We start from the raw sequence: 16,187 nt of genomic DNA, 5'->3' as shown, positions 1-16,187 counted from the left end.
TAAGGTGTATCAACGAGAACGTCTTTTTTCGCGATTGGGCCACTTTGCCTATCAGTCGTTCGTCGAAGCGACCAAGCTGTGCCGAACCTTCAGGCACGAATACGTGGAGCTGGAACACTGGCTGAAAGTCCTGGTGGACAAGGAACGCGGCGACTTGCCGATGATCCTGGCGCACTACGCCATCAACAGTCAGCGCATCAGCGATGCGTTGGATCGCATTCTTCATACCTTGCCTAACCGGACGAATGCGGTGGTGGACCTGTCGACGCAACTGGAAACGGTGGTGGAAAGAGGGCTGCTGATGAGCCAGCTCGCCGAAACGCCGTCCGGCGGGGTGCGCACCATTCATATCTTGGTCGGCATTCTGCAGGATCCCACGTTGCAGCGCAGCCTGTACCGGCTGAGCGACGAGTTCAAAAAACTGCCGATCCCGCAGCTGTTCGACGATTATCCGGCGATTCTGGCGGAGTCCGTCGAGAATGAGGAAGAGGAAGAAGAGGTCTACAGCGCCCACGGCGATGCGCCGGAGGCGTCCGAGACGGTCGATATTCTCGATAAATGGTGCGCCGATCTGACCCGCCAGGCGCGCGACGGTGAAATCGACCCGGTGATTGGCCGCGAAGCGGAGCTGCGCCAGGTGATCGACATCTTGCTGCGTCGCCGGCAGAACAACCCGATTTTGGTGGGTGAAGCCGGGGTCGGCAAAACGGCGGTGGCAGAAGCGCTGGCCTGCAAGATAGCCCAGGGGCAGGTGCCGCCGCTGCTGCAGGGCGCCCGGTTGCTGTCTTTGGATCTGGGGCGCATGCAGGCCGGGGCGAGCATGAGGGGCGAATTCGAATCGCGCCTGAAAGCGCTGATCGACGCCATCGCGCATTCGGCGGTGCCGGTGATCCTGTTTTGCGACGAGGCGCATACGCTGGTGGGCGCCGGCGGGCAGGCCGGCACCGGCGACGCCGTCAACCTGTTGAAACCGATGTTGGCCAGGGGGGCGCTGCGCATGGTGGCGGCGACGACCTGGTCGGAATACAAACAGTTCATCGAGCCGGACGCCGCGCTGACGCGCCGTTTCCAGTACGTGTTGGTTTCTGAACCTGACGAAGAGAATGCGGTGAACATGATGCGCGCCATCGCCCCGCATTTTGCGCAGCACCACAGCGTCAAGATCCGCGAGTCGGCGCTGCAGGCGGCGGTGCATTTGTCGCTGCGCCATCTGCCGTCGCGGCAACTGCCGGACAAAGCCATCAGCTTGCTGGACACCGCCTGCGCGCGGGTGGCGCTGAGCCAGCATGCGCTGCCTGAAAAAATCGAGTCACTCGAGGCCGGGTTGGCGGTGAAGCGCACCGAAATGAACGGCCTGCAGGAGGAAAGCAAATTCGACGATCTGGCGCTCACCCGCATCACTGAATTGCAGCAGACCCTCAGCGACATGGAAGGTGAACTGGATGCGCTGCGTCAGCGGCAGGCGCAGGAGCAACAGGCGGTCACCACCTTGCTCGACGCGGAGCGGCAGTCGCCGGAGCGCTTGCCGCAGTTGGCCTCCGAGCTGGGAGCCTTGCAAGACGGCGGCCTGCCGTTGGTGTATCCGTGGGTGGACGACCGCGTTGTGGCGGAGGTGTTGTCGGATTGGACCGGCATCCCCACCGGCCGCATGCTGCAAAGCGATCTGGACAATGCGCTCAATCTCAACCAACTGCTGAGCCGCCAGATATTCGGCCAGCAGACGGCGATCGATGAAATCGCGCAGGCGGTGCGCATCTCCCGCGCCGGCATTCAGGCGCACGATCGGCCATTGGGCGTTTTCATGCTGTCCGGCCCGAGCGGCGTCGGCAAAACGGAGACCGCGTTTGCGCTGGCGGAGGCGATGTACGGCGGCGCGCATAACCTGATCGTCTTCAATATGAGCGAGTTTCAGGAATCGCATACCGTTTCCACCCTGAAAGGGGCGCCGCCGGGCTATGTCGGCTACGGCAAGGGCGGCAAGTTGACGGAGGCGGTGCGCCGCAAACCTTATTCCATCGTCTTGCTCGACGAATTCGACAAGGCGCATCCCGATATCCACGAGGCGTTTTATCAAGTCTTCGACAAGGGCGTGATGGAAGACGGTGAGGGCCGCATGATCAGCTTCCGCCAGTGTTTCATTTTAATGACGAGCAATATCGGCGCCGGCGAAATAGAAGCGACGCTGGCGGAAACGCCGGATCTGAAAACCGAAGCGCTGCGGCCGATGCTGCACGACGTGCTGGCGCGCTTCTTCCCGGCGGCGCTGTTGGCGCGCATGAACGTCATTCCCTACGTGCCGCTTTCTACCGAAGCGATAACCCATATCGCCACCAAACAGATTTCACGTTTACAACAGCGTTTGCACAAAGAAGTGGGCGTGTCGCTGGTGCTGGAAGGCGACATTCCAGGCTGGATAGCCAAACGCATCAGCGCCCATCCTTCGCGCGGCAGAGCGGTCGAGTCGCTGCTGCAGCAGGCGATTTTGCCGCCCATCAGCAATGAAGTGCTGCAGCGCAAACGGACGGGACAGGAACTGCAGAATATCCAACTCATGGTCGAGAACGATAGTTTAAGTGTTTATTTCGACTGATTTTTAATTTGCCGCCGGCCCGCAAACGCGGGGCGGGGTTCGATATCGGATCAGAGAGGTTGTTATGCCTTTAATCGAAATTGATAACCCGGTGTTAGCCGAATTAAATGCGTTTCCACTCAGCTTCACCACCAAAGAAGGGTTGTCGAGCAACTCGCAATATACGCTCGAATTCGAATGTGAACAGGCGGACGTTGATTATGAATCTCTGCTGGGTCAAGGGATCAGCATTCAAATAGAAAGGCCGGATTTCGGCGCGCGGCCGTTTTACGCTTACGTGATCGGCGCCTCCGATTCGGGGCAGCATCAGGATAAGTTCGTCTATAAGCTGGAGCTGAGCACCTGGCTGTGGTTTTTGATGCAGAACCGCAACAGCCGCATTTTCCAGGATTTGAACGTGCTCGACATCATCGAGCAAATCTTCTCGCGCTACGGTTTTGCCGACTACCGTCTGGATATTCAAGGCACTTATCCGACGCGTGAATATTGCGTGCAGTTTTCTGAAACGGATTTCGCGTTTATCAGCCGCCTGCTTGAAGACGAAGGTATCTGGTATTACTTCGATCACGCCGAGGATAAACACACGCTGGTGATCACCGACCGGCAGAATTTCGACGATCTGGATTTCGGTTACGCCGTGTTGCCGTTCATGCCGGACAGCGAAGAAAACCGCGCCATCCGCGAAGGGATCCAGCGCATCCAGCGTTCACGCAAAGTGCGCCCGAATGAAATCGTGCTGCGCGACTTCGACTTCCAGAACCCGCGTAAAAACCTGCAAACCAAGGTGGAAGAGAGCCGCCTCGGCCTGCAGAACACCCCGTTGGAGTGGTACGACTACGCGGCGGGTTATGTGGATACCGAACGCGGTGAAAACCTGGCGCGGCTGCGCCTTGAAGAAATGCAAAGCGACGGCCATCTGCTGTTTGGCGAGAGCAACGCCGTCGGGTTGATGGCCGGCAAGGATTTCTCCTTGATTTTGCACCCGGACGCCAACCGCAACCGCCGCTTCAAGCTGACTCGCTGCGACTATGTGTTCGTGCAAGACGGCCCGGACAGCAGCAGCGACGGCCGCAACGTCACCTGCCGTTTCAATGCGTTGAACGACGACGTGCCGTTCCGCCCGCTGCGCGAAACGCCAAAGCCGCAGATGCCGGGCATCCAGAGCGCCACCGTGGTCGGCGCGCCCAACTCCGAAGTGCATACCGACAAATTTGCGCGCATCCGCGTGCATTTCCACTGGGATCGCTACAAAACCACCGAGGAAGACAGCTCTTGCTGGATCCGCGTGGTGCAGGCCTGGGCCGGGAAAGGCTGGGGCGTGATCGCCATGCCGCGCGTCGGTCAGGAAGTGCTGGTGACCTATGTCGACGGCGATCTCGATCGTCCGATGGTGACCGGGATTGTGTATAACGGCGACAACCCGCCGCCTTATCAGTTACCTGAATACATCAACTACTCGGGCATGGTGTCGCGTTCGCTGCGCTTCGGCAAGCCGCAGCATGCCAGCCAGTTGACCTTCGATGACAACCGCAACAACGAACGCGTCATGCTGCATGCCGAACGCGATCTGCAAACCACGGTGGAGCGCAACCAGGCCACCGAGGTGGGAATGGACAAGTTCGACATCATCCGCCGCACCTTTACCGACTGGTTCACCAACCACGTCTCTTACAAGGATTACGTCTTCAGCATTACCGGGTTTGACGCCTCGATTAAAGGCGTCAGCGCGTCGATGACCGGCGTCAGCCTCACCGCCACCGGCGTGAGCACCTCGTTTACCGGCGTCAGCACCTCGTTCACCGGCGTGAGCACGTCATTTACCGGCGTCAGCACTTCGTTCACCGGGCTGAGCACCTCGTTTACCGGGCAGAGCACCAGCTGCACCGGCGTATCAAACTCGATGACCGGCGAAAGCAACTCCTTCACCAGCATCAGCAACAGCATGACCGGCGAAAGCAACAGCTACACCACGGTCAGCACCAGCCAGACCGGCAGCAGCACCAGCTTTACCGGCGTCAGCGTCAGTACCACCGGCTCGTCGACCAGCACCACCGGCTGCAGCATCAGCACCACCGGATCGTCGACCAGCACCACCGGCTGCAGCATCAGCACCACCGGCAGCAGCGTGAGCACCACCGGCAGCAGCGTCGGCACCACCGGCAGCAGCGTCAGCAGCACCGGCAGCAGCGTCAGCAATACCGGCAGCAGCGTCAGCAATACCGGCAGCAGCACCAGCACGACAGGGGTGTCGATCAGCTATACCGGCGCGTCACTGTCCGAGACCGGCGTCGATTTGAAAAAAGTCGGGATGCAAAGCAAAAACTAACGAGGCGCGGCAATGAGAATCATACGGCCACAGCAATTGGTGGCGATTAAAGGAAGTTACCAGATCGGGACAGACAGCCGGCTCGGCATCAGCGTCGTGGCCGGATGCTACCTGTCCCGGCCTGAACACTTCGTGAACGAAGCCGAAATCTGGGAGGCGTGGAAGCGCGTGCCGCTCAGCCTGCCGATATTGGATGTTGCCGAGCCGAAGCCGTTCGCCGAATACCTGATCGCCGGCCATGCCGGCATCGGTCAGCCGGTGAAAACGCTGAATGTCAGCGCCGACATCGGCGGGCTGAAGCGCCGTTGGCGGGTCGAGGGCGAGGGACGGCGCGGCGCGATGGAGGTGGAACCCTTCCTCAGCGTGCCGCTGGATCACACCTCCGCCTGGGGCGGCAAAGACAACAAGGAGAACCCGTTTGGCCGCGGCTGCAATGACGGGCTGCGGCCGCTGCTGATGACGCTGTCCCCCGAGGGGACCGCGCAGGAGCGCTCTCCGCTGGCGGCGCCGGCGCCGGTGCCGCACGAGTTTGCGCTGCGCAAGGCGCACATCGATAAGGTGGCGGGCCAGATCGCCGGCAAAGCCTATCTCGAGACGGCATTCCCCGGGCTGCCGGCCAATATCGATCGGCGTTATTTTCAGATGGCGCCGCCGGCTCAGTGGTTGCCGGAAGCGGCGTGGCCGGATCGGGTGCCCTTCGAGTTGCAGGGCGTCGGCGCGCAAAGCGAGGCGATTCGCGGCGAGCTGCCGGCGGTGCGCGGACGGGCGTTCATCCGCCGTCACGATAGCGACAGCCTCGAGGAAATCGAGCTGCAGCGCAAAACGCTGTGGTTCCTGCCCGACAGCGACATCGCTTTGCTTATCTTCACCGGCAATGCGCCGTTGACGCATCTGCTGGACGAGTCCATCGAGTCCGTCATGCTGGCGTTGGATCGCTGCGATGCGCCGCGCTCGTTCGACTATTTCCAACAGGTATTCCGCAAGCGCAGCGACGATGACGCCTCGCCCTTTGAGTTTCTGTTCGATCCGGATCTGATGCCGGCGGAGATGGGGTTGAACGTCATCCAGGCGGTGTCGGATCACCCCAGCGATTTGCGTTACGATCCGTCGCCCACCTCTCTGGGCGATTCCGCCGTGTTCTATCAACGTATCCGCGAGGCGATCGCCTTGCACCAGCAACAAGCGGCGGCGGAGCCCGCTTCCGTGACGTTGCCCGACTTGCCGGATCTTCCCGCCGAAGACGGCAATGACGCGTTTTTCCCCGATAGCGCGACCGTGGAAGGGAAGACTTTCAGCGGTTTGCGCTGTGAGGCGCTGTCGGGCCGGCATTTTCTGCAGTGCCGCTTTGAGCGCTGCGATTTCTCGCAGGCTTCCCTCGACGGCTGCACCTTCGAAAACTGCGTTTTTGATGCGGTCAATTTGACGCAGGCGGCGCTGCGCCAGATCCGCATGATCTCGTGCACGCTGCAAAAGCCGTTGCTGGCGGAAAGCGTGTGGCAAGAGGCGGTCTTGGAACGGGTGACGCTGGCGGAGCCTCAGGGGCAAGGGCTGCGCGCCGACCACGTGAAGCTGGATAACTGCGTTTTCGAACGGGGCGATTTCACCGCGAGCCGCTTTGAACACGCGGCGATCGGCAACGGCATGTTTAATGGCGCGACGCTGATTCGTGCGCAGTTTCTGCAAGGCGAGCTGGACGCGTGCGTGTTTAACCGCTGCCTCGCCGAAGAGGCGGTTGCGCTGGAGATGACGCTCACCAAAAACTCGTTCCTTGGCGGCAACTGGCGCGGCGTGCGCTTCGAACGCTGCCGCGTCGAGAGCCTGACGGCGGGCATGCAGGCGAACTTTTCCCACGCTGTGTTCAGCGATAGCTGTTTCACCAAAGTGGGATTGAAAGCGGCGCGCATGGAGAGGTGCCAACTGCTGTACAGCGTTTTCACTGAATGCAACTTTGACGAGGCCGATCTGACGGCCTGCGCGATCGCCGGCTGCGATCTGGCCGGCGTGCGGTTTAAAGACAGCCTGTTGACGCACTCACGTTGGCAAAACAGCAGCGCTCAGCAAGGCCTGTTTTATAACGCCGATCTGCGCGATGCGGAATTTGACCAGTGCAATCTGGCGGCGGCGCATCTGGCGATGACCTGGCAGGACGCCGGCACGCGGTTCAGCGGTTGTCTGCTGGAGCGCGCGTGTTGGGTGCCGCGCAGAATCATTCATGGGGACTATGTGCATGAAAACTGAAAGCCGCGTGATTCAACAGGCGCTGCCTGACCGAGAGGCGATCGAACTGGAGGTCGCCCAGGCGGTGGCGCAGACGCCGCCCATGCCGCGGATCTTCAAGAAACGCCGGTTCCACGATCGCGAGCTGAAAGGGTTGACGCTGAGCGACTGCTTTTTCATCGACTGTCATTTCGAACGCGTCACGTTTGAAGGCTGTGATTTGCGGGCGGTGCGCTTTGAGGGCTGCACCCTGCAGCAGGTCAACGTGGTCGGCGGCAGCCTGATGCGCCTGTCGTTCAACGAATGCCGGTTTGAGAACCTGACGCTGCAACAGGGGCTGCTGTGCAATTTGGCGTGCAACGACACCACGCTGCAGGGGTGTTACGTCGGCGATTGTCTGCTGGATGACTGCGGTTTGATCCGGTGCGAGGTCAACGGCGCGGAAATTGAACGCAGCAGCCTGGGGCATCTGGCCGTGCAGTCCAGCACCCTGACCAACCTGATGTTTCACCAGGACGTGATACAGGACGCCAACTGGTACGCCTGCCAGCTCACGCAGTGCCTGTGGCAGGCGTCGACCCTCGAGCGCCACATCATGGGGAGTTGCCGGCTGGAGACGTGCAGCTGGCAGACGATCGCGGGGCAGGCGCGCATCTGGTTCACCTGCCGCCTGTCGGGCTGCACTTTGGCTCAGCTACAGCTGCAGGGCGCCAGTTTTCACCGCAGCGAGCTGGAGGGGTGTTCGTTCGCCGACAGCGATCTGACCTCGGCGATCTTCGCTGAAGCGCAGGCGCTGCGCTGCGATTTCGAGCGCGCGACGCTGATCCTGGCGCAGGGGCAGAAGGCCCGGTTCAGCGAATGTGCGATGGGCGGCGCCAACTGGGGGCGCGCCATCTTGCCGCAAGCGGAATTCAGGGCGTGCGATCTGGCGTTAGCCAATCTTGAGCAGGCCGAACTGCGGGAAGCGAACCTGATCGAACAGCCGTTGACCGCCGCTCAGCAACAGAGCGCTCGCCTGCATGGCGCGCAGCGTCATCGCGCCGAAAACGTGCCGCTTACCGCCGATCCGTTCTTGAGCGCGATCGACGCCTGGTATGCGCATCAACAACCGGGGCCGCGGCAACCGTCGTATCAACGGCCAACAGGAGTAAGCAGATATGTATAAATCCAGAAGAGAGCATCAGAAGGTCTATGCCAACGCCAGGGTGACGCCTTTGCAGTTGGTGCGCAGCGCTCCGCTTCCCGAACAAGGGGGGCGCAAGGTGGTGACGCTGGCGGCCGACGCCAACGGCGGTCTGTATGTCGATGGCATGCGCGCGCATTGTCTGGCGGTCGCCACCAGCTGCCTGGTTCAGCCGCTGGCGGGCGATCGCGTTTGCGTCATCGCCGACGGCGACAAGTTGGTCATCACCGAGATCCTGTCGCGGCAACAGGCGAACGCCGTCATGACGCTGGACAGCCGCTGCGCCAACTTGCGCATCGTGGCGCCGGAGATCGAGCTGCAGGGCGGCAAGCGGCTGACGCTGCGCAGCCCGCACTTCACGCTGCTGACGCGCAGCAGCCGTTGGGTTGCCGAAACGCTGCACCAAATCTCTCAACGCCTGTTTGTGCGCAGCAAGCACGCGAGCCGGCGGGTGGAGGAAACCGACGAGGTGCTGGCCAAGCACATCATTCAGGATGCGCGGCAATCCCTCGTCATCAACAGTGAAATTGGTTCCCTGAAGTCTTCGGCGGTGCTGAAGATCGACGGTGGCCAGATACATATGGGGTAAACCACCATGACTGCAGCCAATACCAACATGGGCGGGATCGGCTTTGCCGGCTGCGACCCGATGATACCGGCGCCGGGCCCGAACACCTCGCCCAACAACACCGGCATACCGAACGTGCCTAACATTTTCATTTCCGGCGGCAATGAACAAAACCTCGGCACCACTCGTGTGGCCACCGCCGATTCGGGCGGAGTGATCGGCGCTGCCTCGGGGACGCATTCGGCCCAGGCGCAGCCGGTGCAGGGATCGGGTAAGTATTTCTCCGGCGGCATGCCGGTCACGCGGCTAGGTGATTCCAGCACGACGAACAACAACAACATGGTCTGCACTCAGGTCGCGCCGAGCCAGACCAAATGTTTCGTTAATGCATAGGAGTTCAGCATGGTGAAAACGCTCCGGGGGATTGCGACAGGGGGACTGTTGGCGGTGGGGATGCTCGGCGGATGCAGCTGGTTTTCTCACGATGAGGCTGCGGATGCGGGGCGTCGGTTGCGGTTTATCGACGTCGAGGTGACCGCCAACGACAACGTGAACCCGAATGCCGCCGGGGAGGCGCAGCCGGTCAAGGTGTGCGTGATAGAAACCAATCGCTCGGGGTGGATGCCTGAGGGAATTGGCGACGGCGCCCCTTGCCGCGAGACGGCGCCGTCGGAAGGGGCGCTGAGCCGGCACCAGAGCATTTTGCAACCGAGGGAGACGTTGCGTTATCGCTTCGAGGTGCCGGCGGGGCAAGAGCGATGGGTCGTCGTCGGGGCGGAGTTTCAGCAAATCAGCGGCGTGTTGCCGCTCGCCGAGCAAAAGTCCCCTGCGCAGGCTGATTCGCAAATGAAGGTGATGGTGGGGATGACGTCACTCAGCATAGTGACTAACGACAAAATGGATGAATGACATGTTACCTAAACAACGCGTCGCCTGGGTAGAAGGCATGTTGATGGAACCGCAGCATTTCCAGCAGCAGGAACGTTTTTTCGAGCACTTGATTGAAGCGCGCTTGCGCAGCGTCGAAACCTTCACCTGGGGGTTCCTGACGCTGGAGATCGACAACGGGCTATTGGAACAGGGCAAGTTTGCGCTGAAGAAAGCCAAGGGCGTTTTCCCCGACGGCACGGCGTTCAGCATGCCTGAGGATATTCCGCTGCCGCCGCCGCTGGTGCTGGGAGAAGGCTGCCAGGGGAAAGTGGTGTGCCTGTCCGTGCTGATGGATATCGCCGGCAACGCCCAGATCGATCTTATCCAGGATGCGCGAAAAAGCAGCCGTTTTCGCACCATGGACGCCGAGGTGCCGGATCGCAACCACGGCGTCAGCCTGGAAGGGACCCCGCGCGTGTGCACGATGCAACTGGGCAGCCTGGTGACGCGGCTAAGCCTGGAGGACGCGGTCAGCAGCGCGGAAAGCGTGCTGCCGGTCGGTTTCGTGCGCGAGCTGACCAGCGATCGTCGGGTGCTGCTGGATGAGCGCGCCTTGCCGCCGATGCTGGATTTCCGCGCCATCGGCTGGCTGCCCGCGTTCACCACCGAATTGCTTGGGCTGATCAGCCAGCGTCTGGAGTCGGTTTTCCGCCCGGACGTGCATATGACGATCGGCGGGCTTTCCGAGCTGCTGGAACTGCTGCTGCTGCAAACCTTGAGCGAGTTCAATTTGCGCATCAGCCAACTGCTGGCCAGCCCGCAGGTACATCCTGAAACCCTGTTCGACACGTTGCTGAGCCTGCTGGGGCGGCTCAGCATCATTCCCGGCGGCGAACGCCTCTGGGATCGGGCCGATTTGGTGTATCTGCACGATGAACCGCACAACTGCTACTTCCAGCTGTTTGCCTCGATTCGCCGCGCGCTGTCGCTGGTGATCGAAGCGCCGGCGGTGGCGTTGCCGTTTATCGATCGCGGCGACAGCATTTATCTGTGCCCGAACGACTCGCAGCTGCGCCTGGAAAAACTGGTGTTCGCCGTCAGCTGCGGTTTGTCCATCGAGCATCTGCGCTCGTATTTCCCCGCGCAGGTCAAACTGGGGCCGGTCGAGAAAATCATTCAGCTGATCGATCTGCAATTACCGGGCGCTCGCTTGCTGCCGATGGCCTCGCCGCCGCGGCACATACCGTATTACCCGAACAGCATCTATTTCGAGGTTGATCATGCCGACCCGATTTATAAGGAAATGATGGCCGGCTCGGCGATGGCGCTCAGCATCGTGGGTGATTTCCCCGACCTGCGTTTTGACGTCTGGGGATTAAGGCAAGGGAGGGTGGGATGAACGAATTCGAGAGAAAAATACGCGAGGCGATGGCGGTAACGCGCAACAACGCGACGCCGCGCCTTCCCGCGTCCGGCTCGGTGGGCAAAACGACGGCGGAGATCGCCGCGCTGTCCTTCGGCGCGCGGGCGCTGGCCGCCAAGCTGCGGCCGGGAAGCGCCGGGGTGGCGACGCCCCCCGAACCCAAGCCTTATGAAGCGGAAAGCGTTGCGCCGGAAAGCAGCGAGCCCGCGCCGGGCGAGCGCCCGGCCGAGGCGGCGCCGACCTCGAGCGGGCTGTTCGGCCGCGCCGCGCTGAGCAAGCCCGGCGTGATGATGGGCCATTGGGACAACCCGCTGATCGCCGCCGCTATCCCGGTCCTGCTGCAGGTGGAGCGGGTGCGCGATCAGAAACAGCTGAATCCGGGCGCGGTACGCGCGCAGATCGTGCGCGAGATCCAACAATTTCAGCAGACGCTGCTGGCGGATCACATCGCGCCGAGCGATGTGGACAAGCTGGCCTATCTGCTGTGCTCCTACGTGGATGAGTGCTGCATGAGCACGCTCGAATCCGGCGAACTGAATCTCAGCCTGCTGGTGGAGTTTTATCGCGACGCCTGGGGCGGGGAAAAGTGCTTCGAGCACCTGCAGGCCTATCTGGCCGCCTCGCCGCGCAACAAGGAGATCCTGGCGTTTTACGATCTGATCCTGTCGCTGGGCTTCGAAGGGCAATACCACGTAATGGAACGCGGCGCGGTGCTGTTGGCCGACGTGCGCAACCGTCTTGACGGCTATCTGTACAGCCAGAACCCGACGCAGACGCTGGCCGATGCCGAGCCGAGCAACGTGGTGCGCAAGGCGACCCGCATCACGCCGCTGAAGCTGCTGTGCTACGGCCTGGCCATCGCGCTGCTGGCGTACGCCTCGGCCGCCTGGTATCTGCACGATCAGTCCCGCGCGCTGCGCAACGCCATTTTGGCCTGGACGCCGCCGCAGCCGCGCAAAATCAACATCATGGAGACGCTGCCGCAGCCGCTGCCGCAAATCCTCAGCGAAGGGTGGCTGGAGGTGCGCGCCGATCCGCGCGGCTGGCTGTTGATCTTCACCTCCGACGGCGCGTTCGCCACCGGGCAGTCGAAGCTGTCGGAAGAGTTTAAAAAGAAACGCAACATTGAGCGTTTGGGGGAAGCGCTGGCGCCGTGGCCGGGCGATCTGGAGGTCATCGGGCATACCGACAACAAACCGTATCGCAACACCTCCAACAACTCCAACCTGAAACTGTCCGAGGCTCGCGCGCAGACGGTCGCCGACAAGCTGCGCGAATCCTTGGCCAACAGTAAATACAACCGCACCGTGACATCGGTCGGCAAGGGCGATCAGGAGCCGCTGGACGACAACGCGACGGAAGAAGGGCGCCGCCGCAACCGCCGCGTGGACATCCTTTGGAAAATCGGCGAGAGGGAGATGGCTTCACCGTCTGCAACGTTAAATCAGGCAGGGGTAGCCGCCGAGGTCCCCGAGGATAACTAAGACATCCGCCGGCGTAGAGATAATAAGGAAATTATATGATACGTAGATCATTCATATTGGTGATTGCCTTGCTGCTGTGTGCGGTGGTGTGGTGGATTGGGCCGTTGATCGCCATCGGCACCTATCGGCCGCTGCTGTCGGTCTGGGTCAGGGGCATCATCATCGCGCTGATCCTGTGCTGGGCGCTCTGGCCGTTCGTGGCGACGTTCTTATCCTGGGTGTTCCGCCACGCGCGAGCGCCGGCCCCGGCCAAACGCAAGACCGCCCAGCGAGATCGCGTGACCTCGCGCTTTTACGACGCCTTGCGCACCTTGCAGTACGTCGGCACGGCGAAGCAGCGCACCCCTTGGCAGCGCTTCAAATACCGCCTGACGCGCCGTTACGTCAGCGAAAAGCCGTGGTTTCTGGTCATCGGGCCGCCGGGCAGCGGCAAAACCTCGCTGATCGGCGAAAGCGGCGAACGCTTCTTGCTGGCCGAGCACTATGGCCTGCAGCAGACGGTGGACGTCGGGCCGACCCAGGATTGCAACTGGTGGCTGGCGGAGAATTCGGTGTATGTCGACACCTCCGGCGAATGGCTGCAGTTGAACGGCCTGGGGGAAGAGGGCGCCAGGGCGCGCGACACTCTGTTCAAACTGATCCGCCGCCATCGCCGCCATCCGGGCATCGACGGCATCATGCTGTGTCTGGATGCGCGTTGGTTGCTGCACGCCTCGCTGACGGAGAGAAAGTCGGTCGCCGACGCACTGCGCGTTCGCCTGCTGGAGATGGCCTCGTGGTTCCGCAGCGAGCTGCCGGTCTATCTCACCATCAGCCACCTCGATCAACTGGTCGGCGGCGAGACCTTCCTGTCCATGCTGGGCGACGATCTGTTGCAAAAAGGCATGGGCTTCAGCCTGAACCGCGCCGAACAGGGAGAAACCCCCTTCGAGCAGTATGAAACCCTCTACCGGGAGATGGTGGCGCGCGTCAGCCATCACGTGCTCGAACTGTTGCACGATGCGCCGGACGGCCAAAACCGCCAACAGCTGCTGTTCTTCACCGAATCGCTGGGGTCGCTGGGCAACCCGCTGTATTCCCTGTTAGAGCAGATCTTCCCGCAAACGCCGGTGGGCTACGCCTGCCATCTGCAGCAGGTGTGGCTGGGCAGCACCATCGCCTTGCCGCCGCAGGGGGCGATCTACAACGCGGAAGCGGCGGATATCTATGAAGCTCGCCCGACCGGGCGCATTTACCATCCGGAGCTGGATTACGCCCGGCAAGAACGCGGGGTGATGCAGCAGTCTTCGCACGCCAGGCCGCTCGGCAGCCGCATGAGCTCCCTGGGCCGCTATGTGCTGGTGCTCATTCTGTTGGCGGTCTCGTTTAACCTGCTGGCGATGCGTTACCTGTGGGAGAGCGATTACATCTCCTACATTGCGGCGCGCTTCGATGAGACAAAGCGCATCGTGCGCGAAATTCCGGTGACTAACCGCGTCAGCGACGATGTCATTTCCGCCTATGAGCAGCTGGGGTACATGAACGCGCAATTGGGCGGCGAAGTGTCGCCGGTGCCGAATCCCTATTTCGAGCACAAGCTGATCAACAGCGCGGCGCAAAAAACCTACCAACGCCATTTGCTGCAGATCTTCTGGCCGGCGGTGGAAAACTATATCGCGGACGAACTCAAGAATGATGTCTCGGCGTCCAACAAGGACGTCTACGGCACCCTGAAAGTGTACCTGATGATGGGCGAACCTTCGCACCGCTCCGCCGAAGCCTTGGTCGACTGGTTCATGGCGCGCTGGGAAACCTTTATGCCGCAGGGTTACACCGACATGAACAAAGGCATCTTTGCTTACCATCTGCGGGAGATGTTCTCTTTGCCGGACGCGCCGGTCATGAAGATGAACGGCGATCTGCTGCGCCTGGCGCGGGTGAAAGCGATGAACATTCCGATGCAGGTGCGGGTGGTGCGCCGCATCGAAGAGAAACCGTTGCCGGCGGCGATCAACGATATTTCGTTAGCCGACGCCGCCGGGCCGAACGTCTCCTTGATGCTGCGCCGCAAGAGCCAGGCGACGGTCACCGATACCGCCGTGCCGGGGTTCTATACCCGCGCCAGCTATCGCGACGTTTTCCTGGCGCAGCTCGATGACGCCGCCAAGGACATGATCGAAGAAGAGTCCTGGGTGCTGCGCGACAGCGCGGAAGGGAAAAACGCGGTGAACTCGCTGGCCTCGGCGCAGAAGCTGGCCGACGAGGCGAGGAAGCTATACCTCATCGAGTATGCCGACAAATGGGATGCTTTCATGCGCGACGTGCGCGCCCGGCCGGTCAACGGGCTTGAGGATGCGGCGATCCTGGCGCGTCAACTGTCCGACCCTTCTTCCCCGCTGGCTAATCTGGTGCGCTTCGCCGCGCGCGAAACCAGCATGACCGGCACCAACCAGGGCGATGCGGCAAGCTGGTTCGATCGCCAGCGCAATCGCATCGAGCAGCAGCGGCGCGACATCCTCGGCGAGATTTCCGGCGAGCGCGCGCGTTTTCGTCTCACGCCGGAACGCGCGGTGGAAGATCGCTTCGAGCTGCTGCGCCGTCTGGGCTATCAGCTGTTACAGACCACCAACGCCAGCAACGATCCGCTGAGCCGCAGTTTCGAAGCGCTGTACAGCCAGTTGACCACCTTGTCCACCTCGCTGCGCGGCGGCCAGGTGGTGCCCGCCGGAGGCACGCTGAAGCGTCTGCAGTTGGATGCGGCGCGCCAGCCGGAACCGGTGCGCAGCGTGATGATGGATCTGTTGCAGGTCGGGGACAGCCAGACGATTCAGCAGAGCCAAAAGAACCTGAGCAAAGGCGCTTCGTCGCTGGCCTCCGGCTTGTGCAAGAGCAGCATCAGCGGGCGTTATCCGTTCTCGCGCAACGCCAGAGCGGAGGTCGGCATCGAGGACTTCTCGCGCATGTTTGGCCAAAGCGGCGCGATGCAGCAGTTCTTCGATGAGAACCTGGCCCCTTATGTGGACGTCAACGCGCAGAAATGGAATGCCAAACCGGGTTCAGAGGGGATCGTCAATGCCAGCACGCTGGGCGCGTTTGAAAATGCCCGCCTGATCCGCGATACCTTCTTCACCGCCGGCGACAAGCTGTCCTTCTCCATGTTCATCAGGCCGTTGTCCCTGACGCCGACCATTACGGAGGCGACCCTGGATATCGATGGGCAGGTTATTAACTACAGCCATGGCTTCAGCCAGCCTACCCGTATCGATTGGCCGGGCCCGAAAGGCGGCAGCTATGTTCGACTCACCTTCCGCACCGGCACCGGCCAGATCCAGGTCGCCAGTTTCGACGGGCCCTGGGCCTTGTTCCGGATGTTCGACGCCAGCAATCCCGTGCCGCTCGCCAGCGACAGGCGAGAGCTGACGATGTCGATGTCGTCGGTGGTGGGCGTGCTCAAACTGGAATTGCGCTCGACGATGAAAGATTTCCCACTTTGGTCACGGGCGTTGCGAGGATTCTCGTGCCCGAAAGCGATGTAAACACAACCGTA

General features: G+C 61.6%; 10 protein-coding genes. All 10 read left to right on the top strand.

The genetic code is table 11. The features are described 5' to 3' along the window. Window positions 1-4 precede the first annotated feature (4 nt). The gene (tssH, locus tag EDY99_RS12610) at window positions 5-2,590 is read left to right on the top strand and encodes a type VI secretion system ATPase TssH (protein ID WP_123061792.1); all 2,586 of its coding nucleotides are present in this window, start codon (window positions 5-7) and stop codon (window positions 2,588-2,590) included. A gap of 64 nt (window positions 2,591-2,654) precedes the next feature. Continuing rightward, complete coding sequence (gene vgrG, locus EDY99_RS12605) at window positions 2,655-4,916, top strand: type VI secretion system tip protein VgrG (protein ID WP_004935351.1); 2,262 nt, start codon at window positions 2,655-2,657, stop codon at window positions 4,914-4,916. Between the two features lie 12 nt (window positions 4,917-4,928). After that, window positions 4,929-7,154, top strand: a complete 2,226-nt coding sequence (locus EDY99_RS12600) for a DUF2169 domain-containing protein (protein ID WP_047574604.1) — start codon at window positions 4,929-4,931, stop codon at window positions 7,152-7,154. Further along, window positions 7,144-8,298, top strand: a complete 1,155-nt coding sequence (locus EDY99_RS12595; RefSeq protein WP_228287357.1) for a pentapeptide repeat-containing protein — start codon at window positions 7,144-7,146, stop codon at window positions 8,296-8,298. The genes EDY99_RS12600 and EDY99_RS12595 overlap by 11 nt, the downstream gene beginning before the upstream one ends. Further along, window positions 8,291-8,905: a DUF3540 domain-containing protein gene (locus EDY99_RS12590; protein ID WP_033643657.1), complete on the top strand. Its 615-nt coding sequence runs from the start codon at window positions 8,291-8,293 to the stop codon at window positions 8,903-8,905. Before EDY99_RS12595 ends, EDY99_RS12590 begins: the two co-directional genes overlap by 8 nt. Window positions 8,906-8,911: 6 nt before the next feature. Continuing rightward, a complete protein-coding gene (locus tag EDY99_RS12585; protein WP_033643656.1) occupies window positions 8,912-9,277 on the top strand; it encodes a PAAR-like domain-containing protein in 366 nt (121 codons plus the stop codon). Window positions 9,278-9,286: 9 nt separating this feature from the next. Then, window positions 9,287-9,793, top strand: coding sequence for a type VI secretion lipoprotein TssJ (locus tag EDY99_RS12580; RefSeq protein ID WP_033643655.1), 507 nt, complete (start codon window positions 9,287-9,289; stop codon window positions 9,791-9,793). 1 nt (window position 9,794) lies between these two features. Beyond that, on the top strand, window positions 9,795-11,153 hold the full coding sequence (gene tssK / locus EDY99_RS12575; RefSeq protein WP_021505816.1) for a type VI secretion system baseplate subunit TssK: 1,359 nt from the start codon (window positions 9,795-9,797) through the stop codon (window positions 11,151-11,153). Beyond that, the gene (gene icmH, locus EDY99_RS12570) at window positions 11,150-12,661 is read left to right on the top strand and encodes a type IVB secretion system protein IcmH/DotU (protein WP_033643654.1); all 1,512 of its coding nucleotides are present in this window, start codon (window positions 11,150-11,152) and stop codon (window positions 12,659-12,661) included. Before tssK ends, icmH begins: the two co-directional genes overlap by 4 nt. Before the next feature lie 35 nt (window positions 12,662-12,696). Further along, on the top strand, window positions 12,697-16,176 hold the full coding sequence (gene tssM, locus EDY99_RS12565; RefSeq protein WP_033643653.1) for a type VI secretion system membrane subunit TssM: 3,480 nt from the start codon (window positions 12,697-12,699) through the stop codon (window positions 16,174-16,176). Window positions 16,177-16,187: the final 11 nt, after the last annotated feature.

Origin of the sequence: Serratia sp. LS-1, from assembly GCF_003719595.1 — a bacterium.
In the GTDB taxonomy this organism is placed as follows: Bacteria; Pseudomonadota; Gammaproteobacteria; order Enterobacterales; family Enterobacteriaceae; genus Serratia; species Serratia ureilytica.
Note: the sequence above shows the minus strand (reverse complement) of the source record. Positions and strands in the feature narration are given on the sequence as shown.

Excerpts from the sequence above, each read along its gene's own strand:
- EDY99_RS12590 (WP_033643657.1), top strand. The coding sequence starts at position 8,291 with ATGTATAAATCCAGAAGAGAGCATCAGAAGGTCTATGCCAACGCCAGG.
- EDY99_RS12580 (WP_033643655.1), top strand. The coding sequence starts at position 9,287 with ATGGTGAAAACGCTCCGGGGGATTGCGACAGGGGGACTGTTGGCGGTG.
- EDY99_RS12600 (WP_047574604.1), top strand. The coding sequence starts at position 4,929 with ATGAGAATCATACGGCCACAGCAATTGGTGGCGATTAAAGGAAGTTAC.
- EDY99_RS12585 (WP_033643656.1), top strand. The coding sequence starts at position 8,912 with ATGACTGCAGCCAATACCAACATGGGCGGGATCGGCTTTGCCGGCTGC.
- tssK (WP_021505816.1), top strand. The coding sequence starts at position 9,795 with ATGTTACCTAAACAACGCGTCGCCTGGGTAGAAGGCATGTTGATGGAA.
- icmH (WP_033643654.1), top strand. The coding sequence starts at position 11,150 with ATGAACGAATTCGAGAGAAAAATACGCGAGGCGATGGCGGTAACGCGC.
- tssM (WP_033643653.1), top strand. The coding sequence starts at position 12,697 with ATGATACGTAGATCATTCATATTGGTGATTGCCTTGCTGCTGTGTGCG.
- EDY99_RS12595 (WP_228287357.1), top strand. The coding sequence starts at position 7,144 with ATGAAAACTGAAAGCCGCGTGATTCAACAGGCGCTGCCTGACCGAGAG.
- vgrG (WP_004935351.1), top strand. The coding sequence starts at position 2,655 with ATGCCTTTAATCGAAATTGATAACCCGGTGTTAGCCGAATTAAATGCG.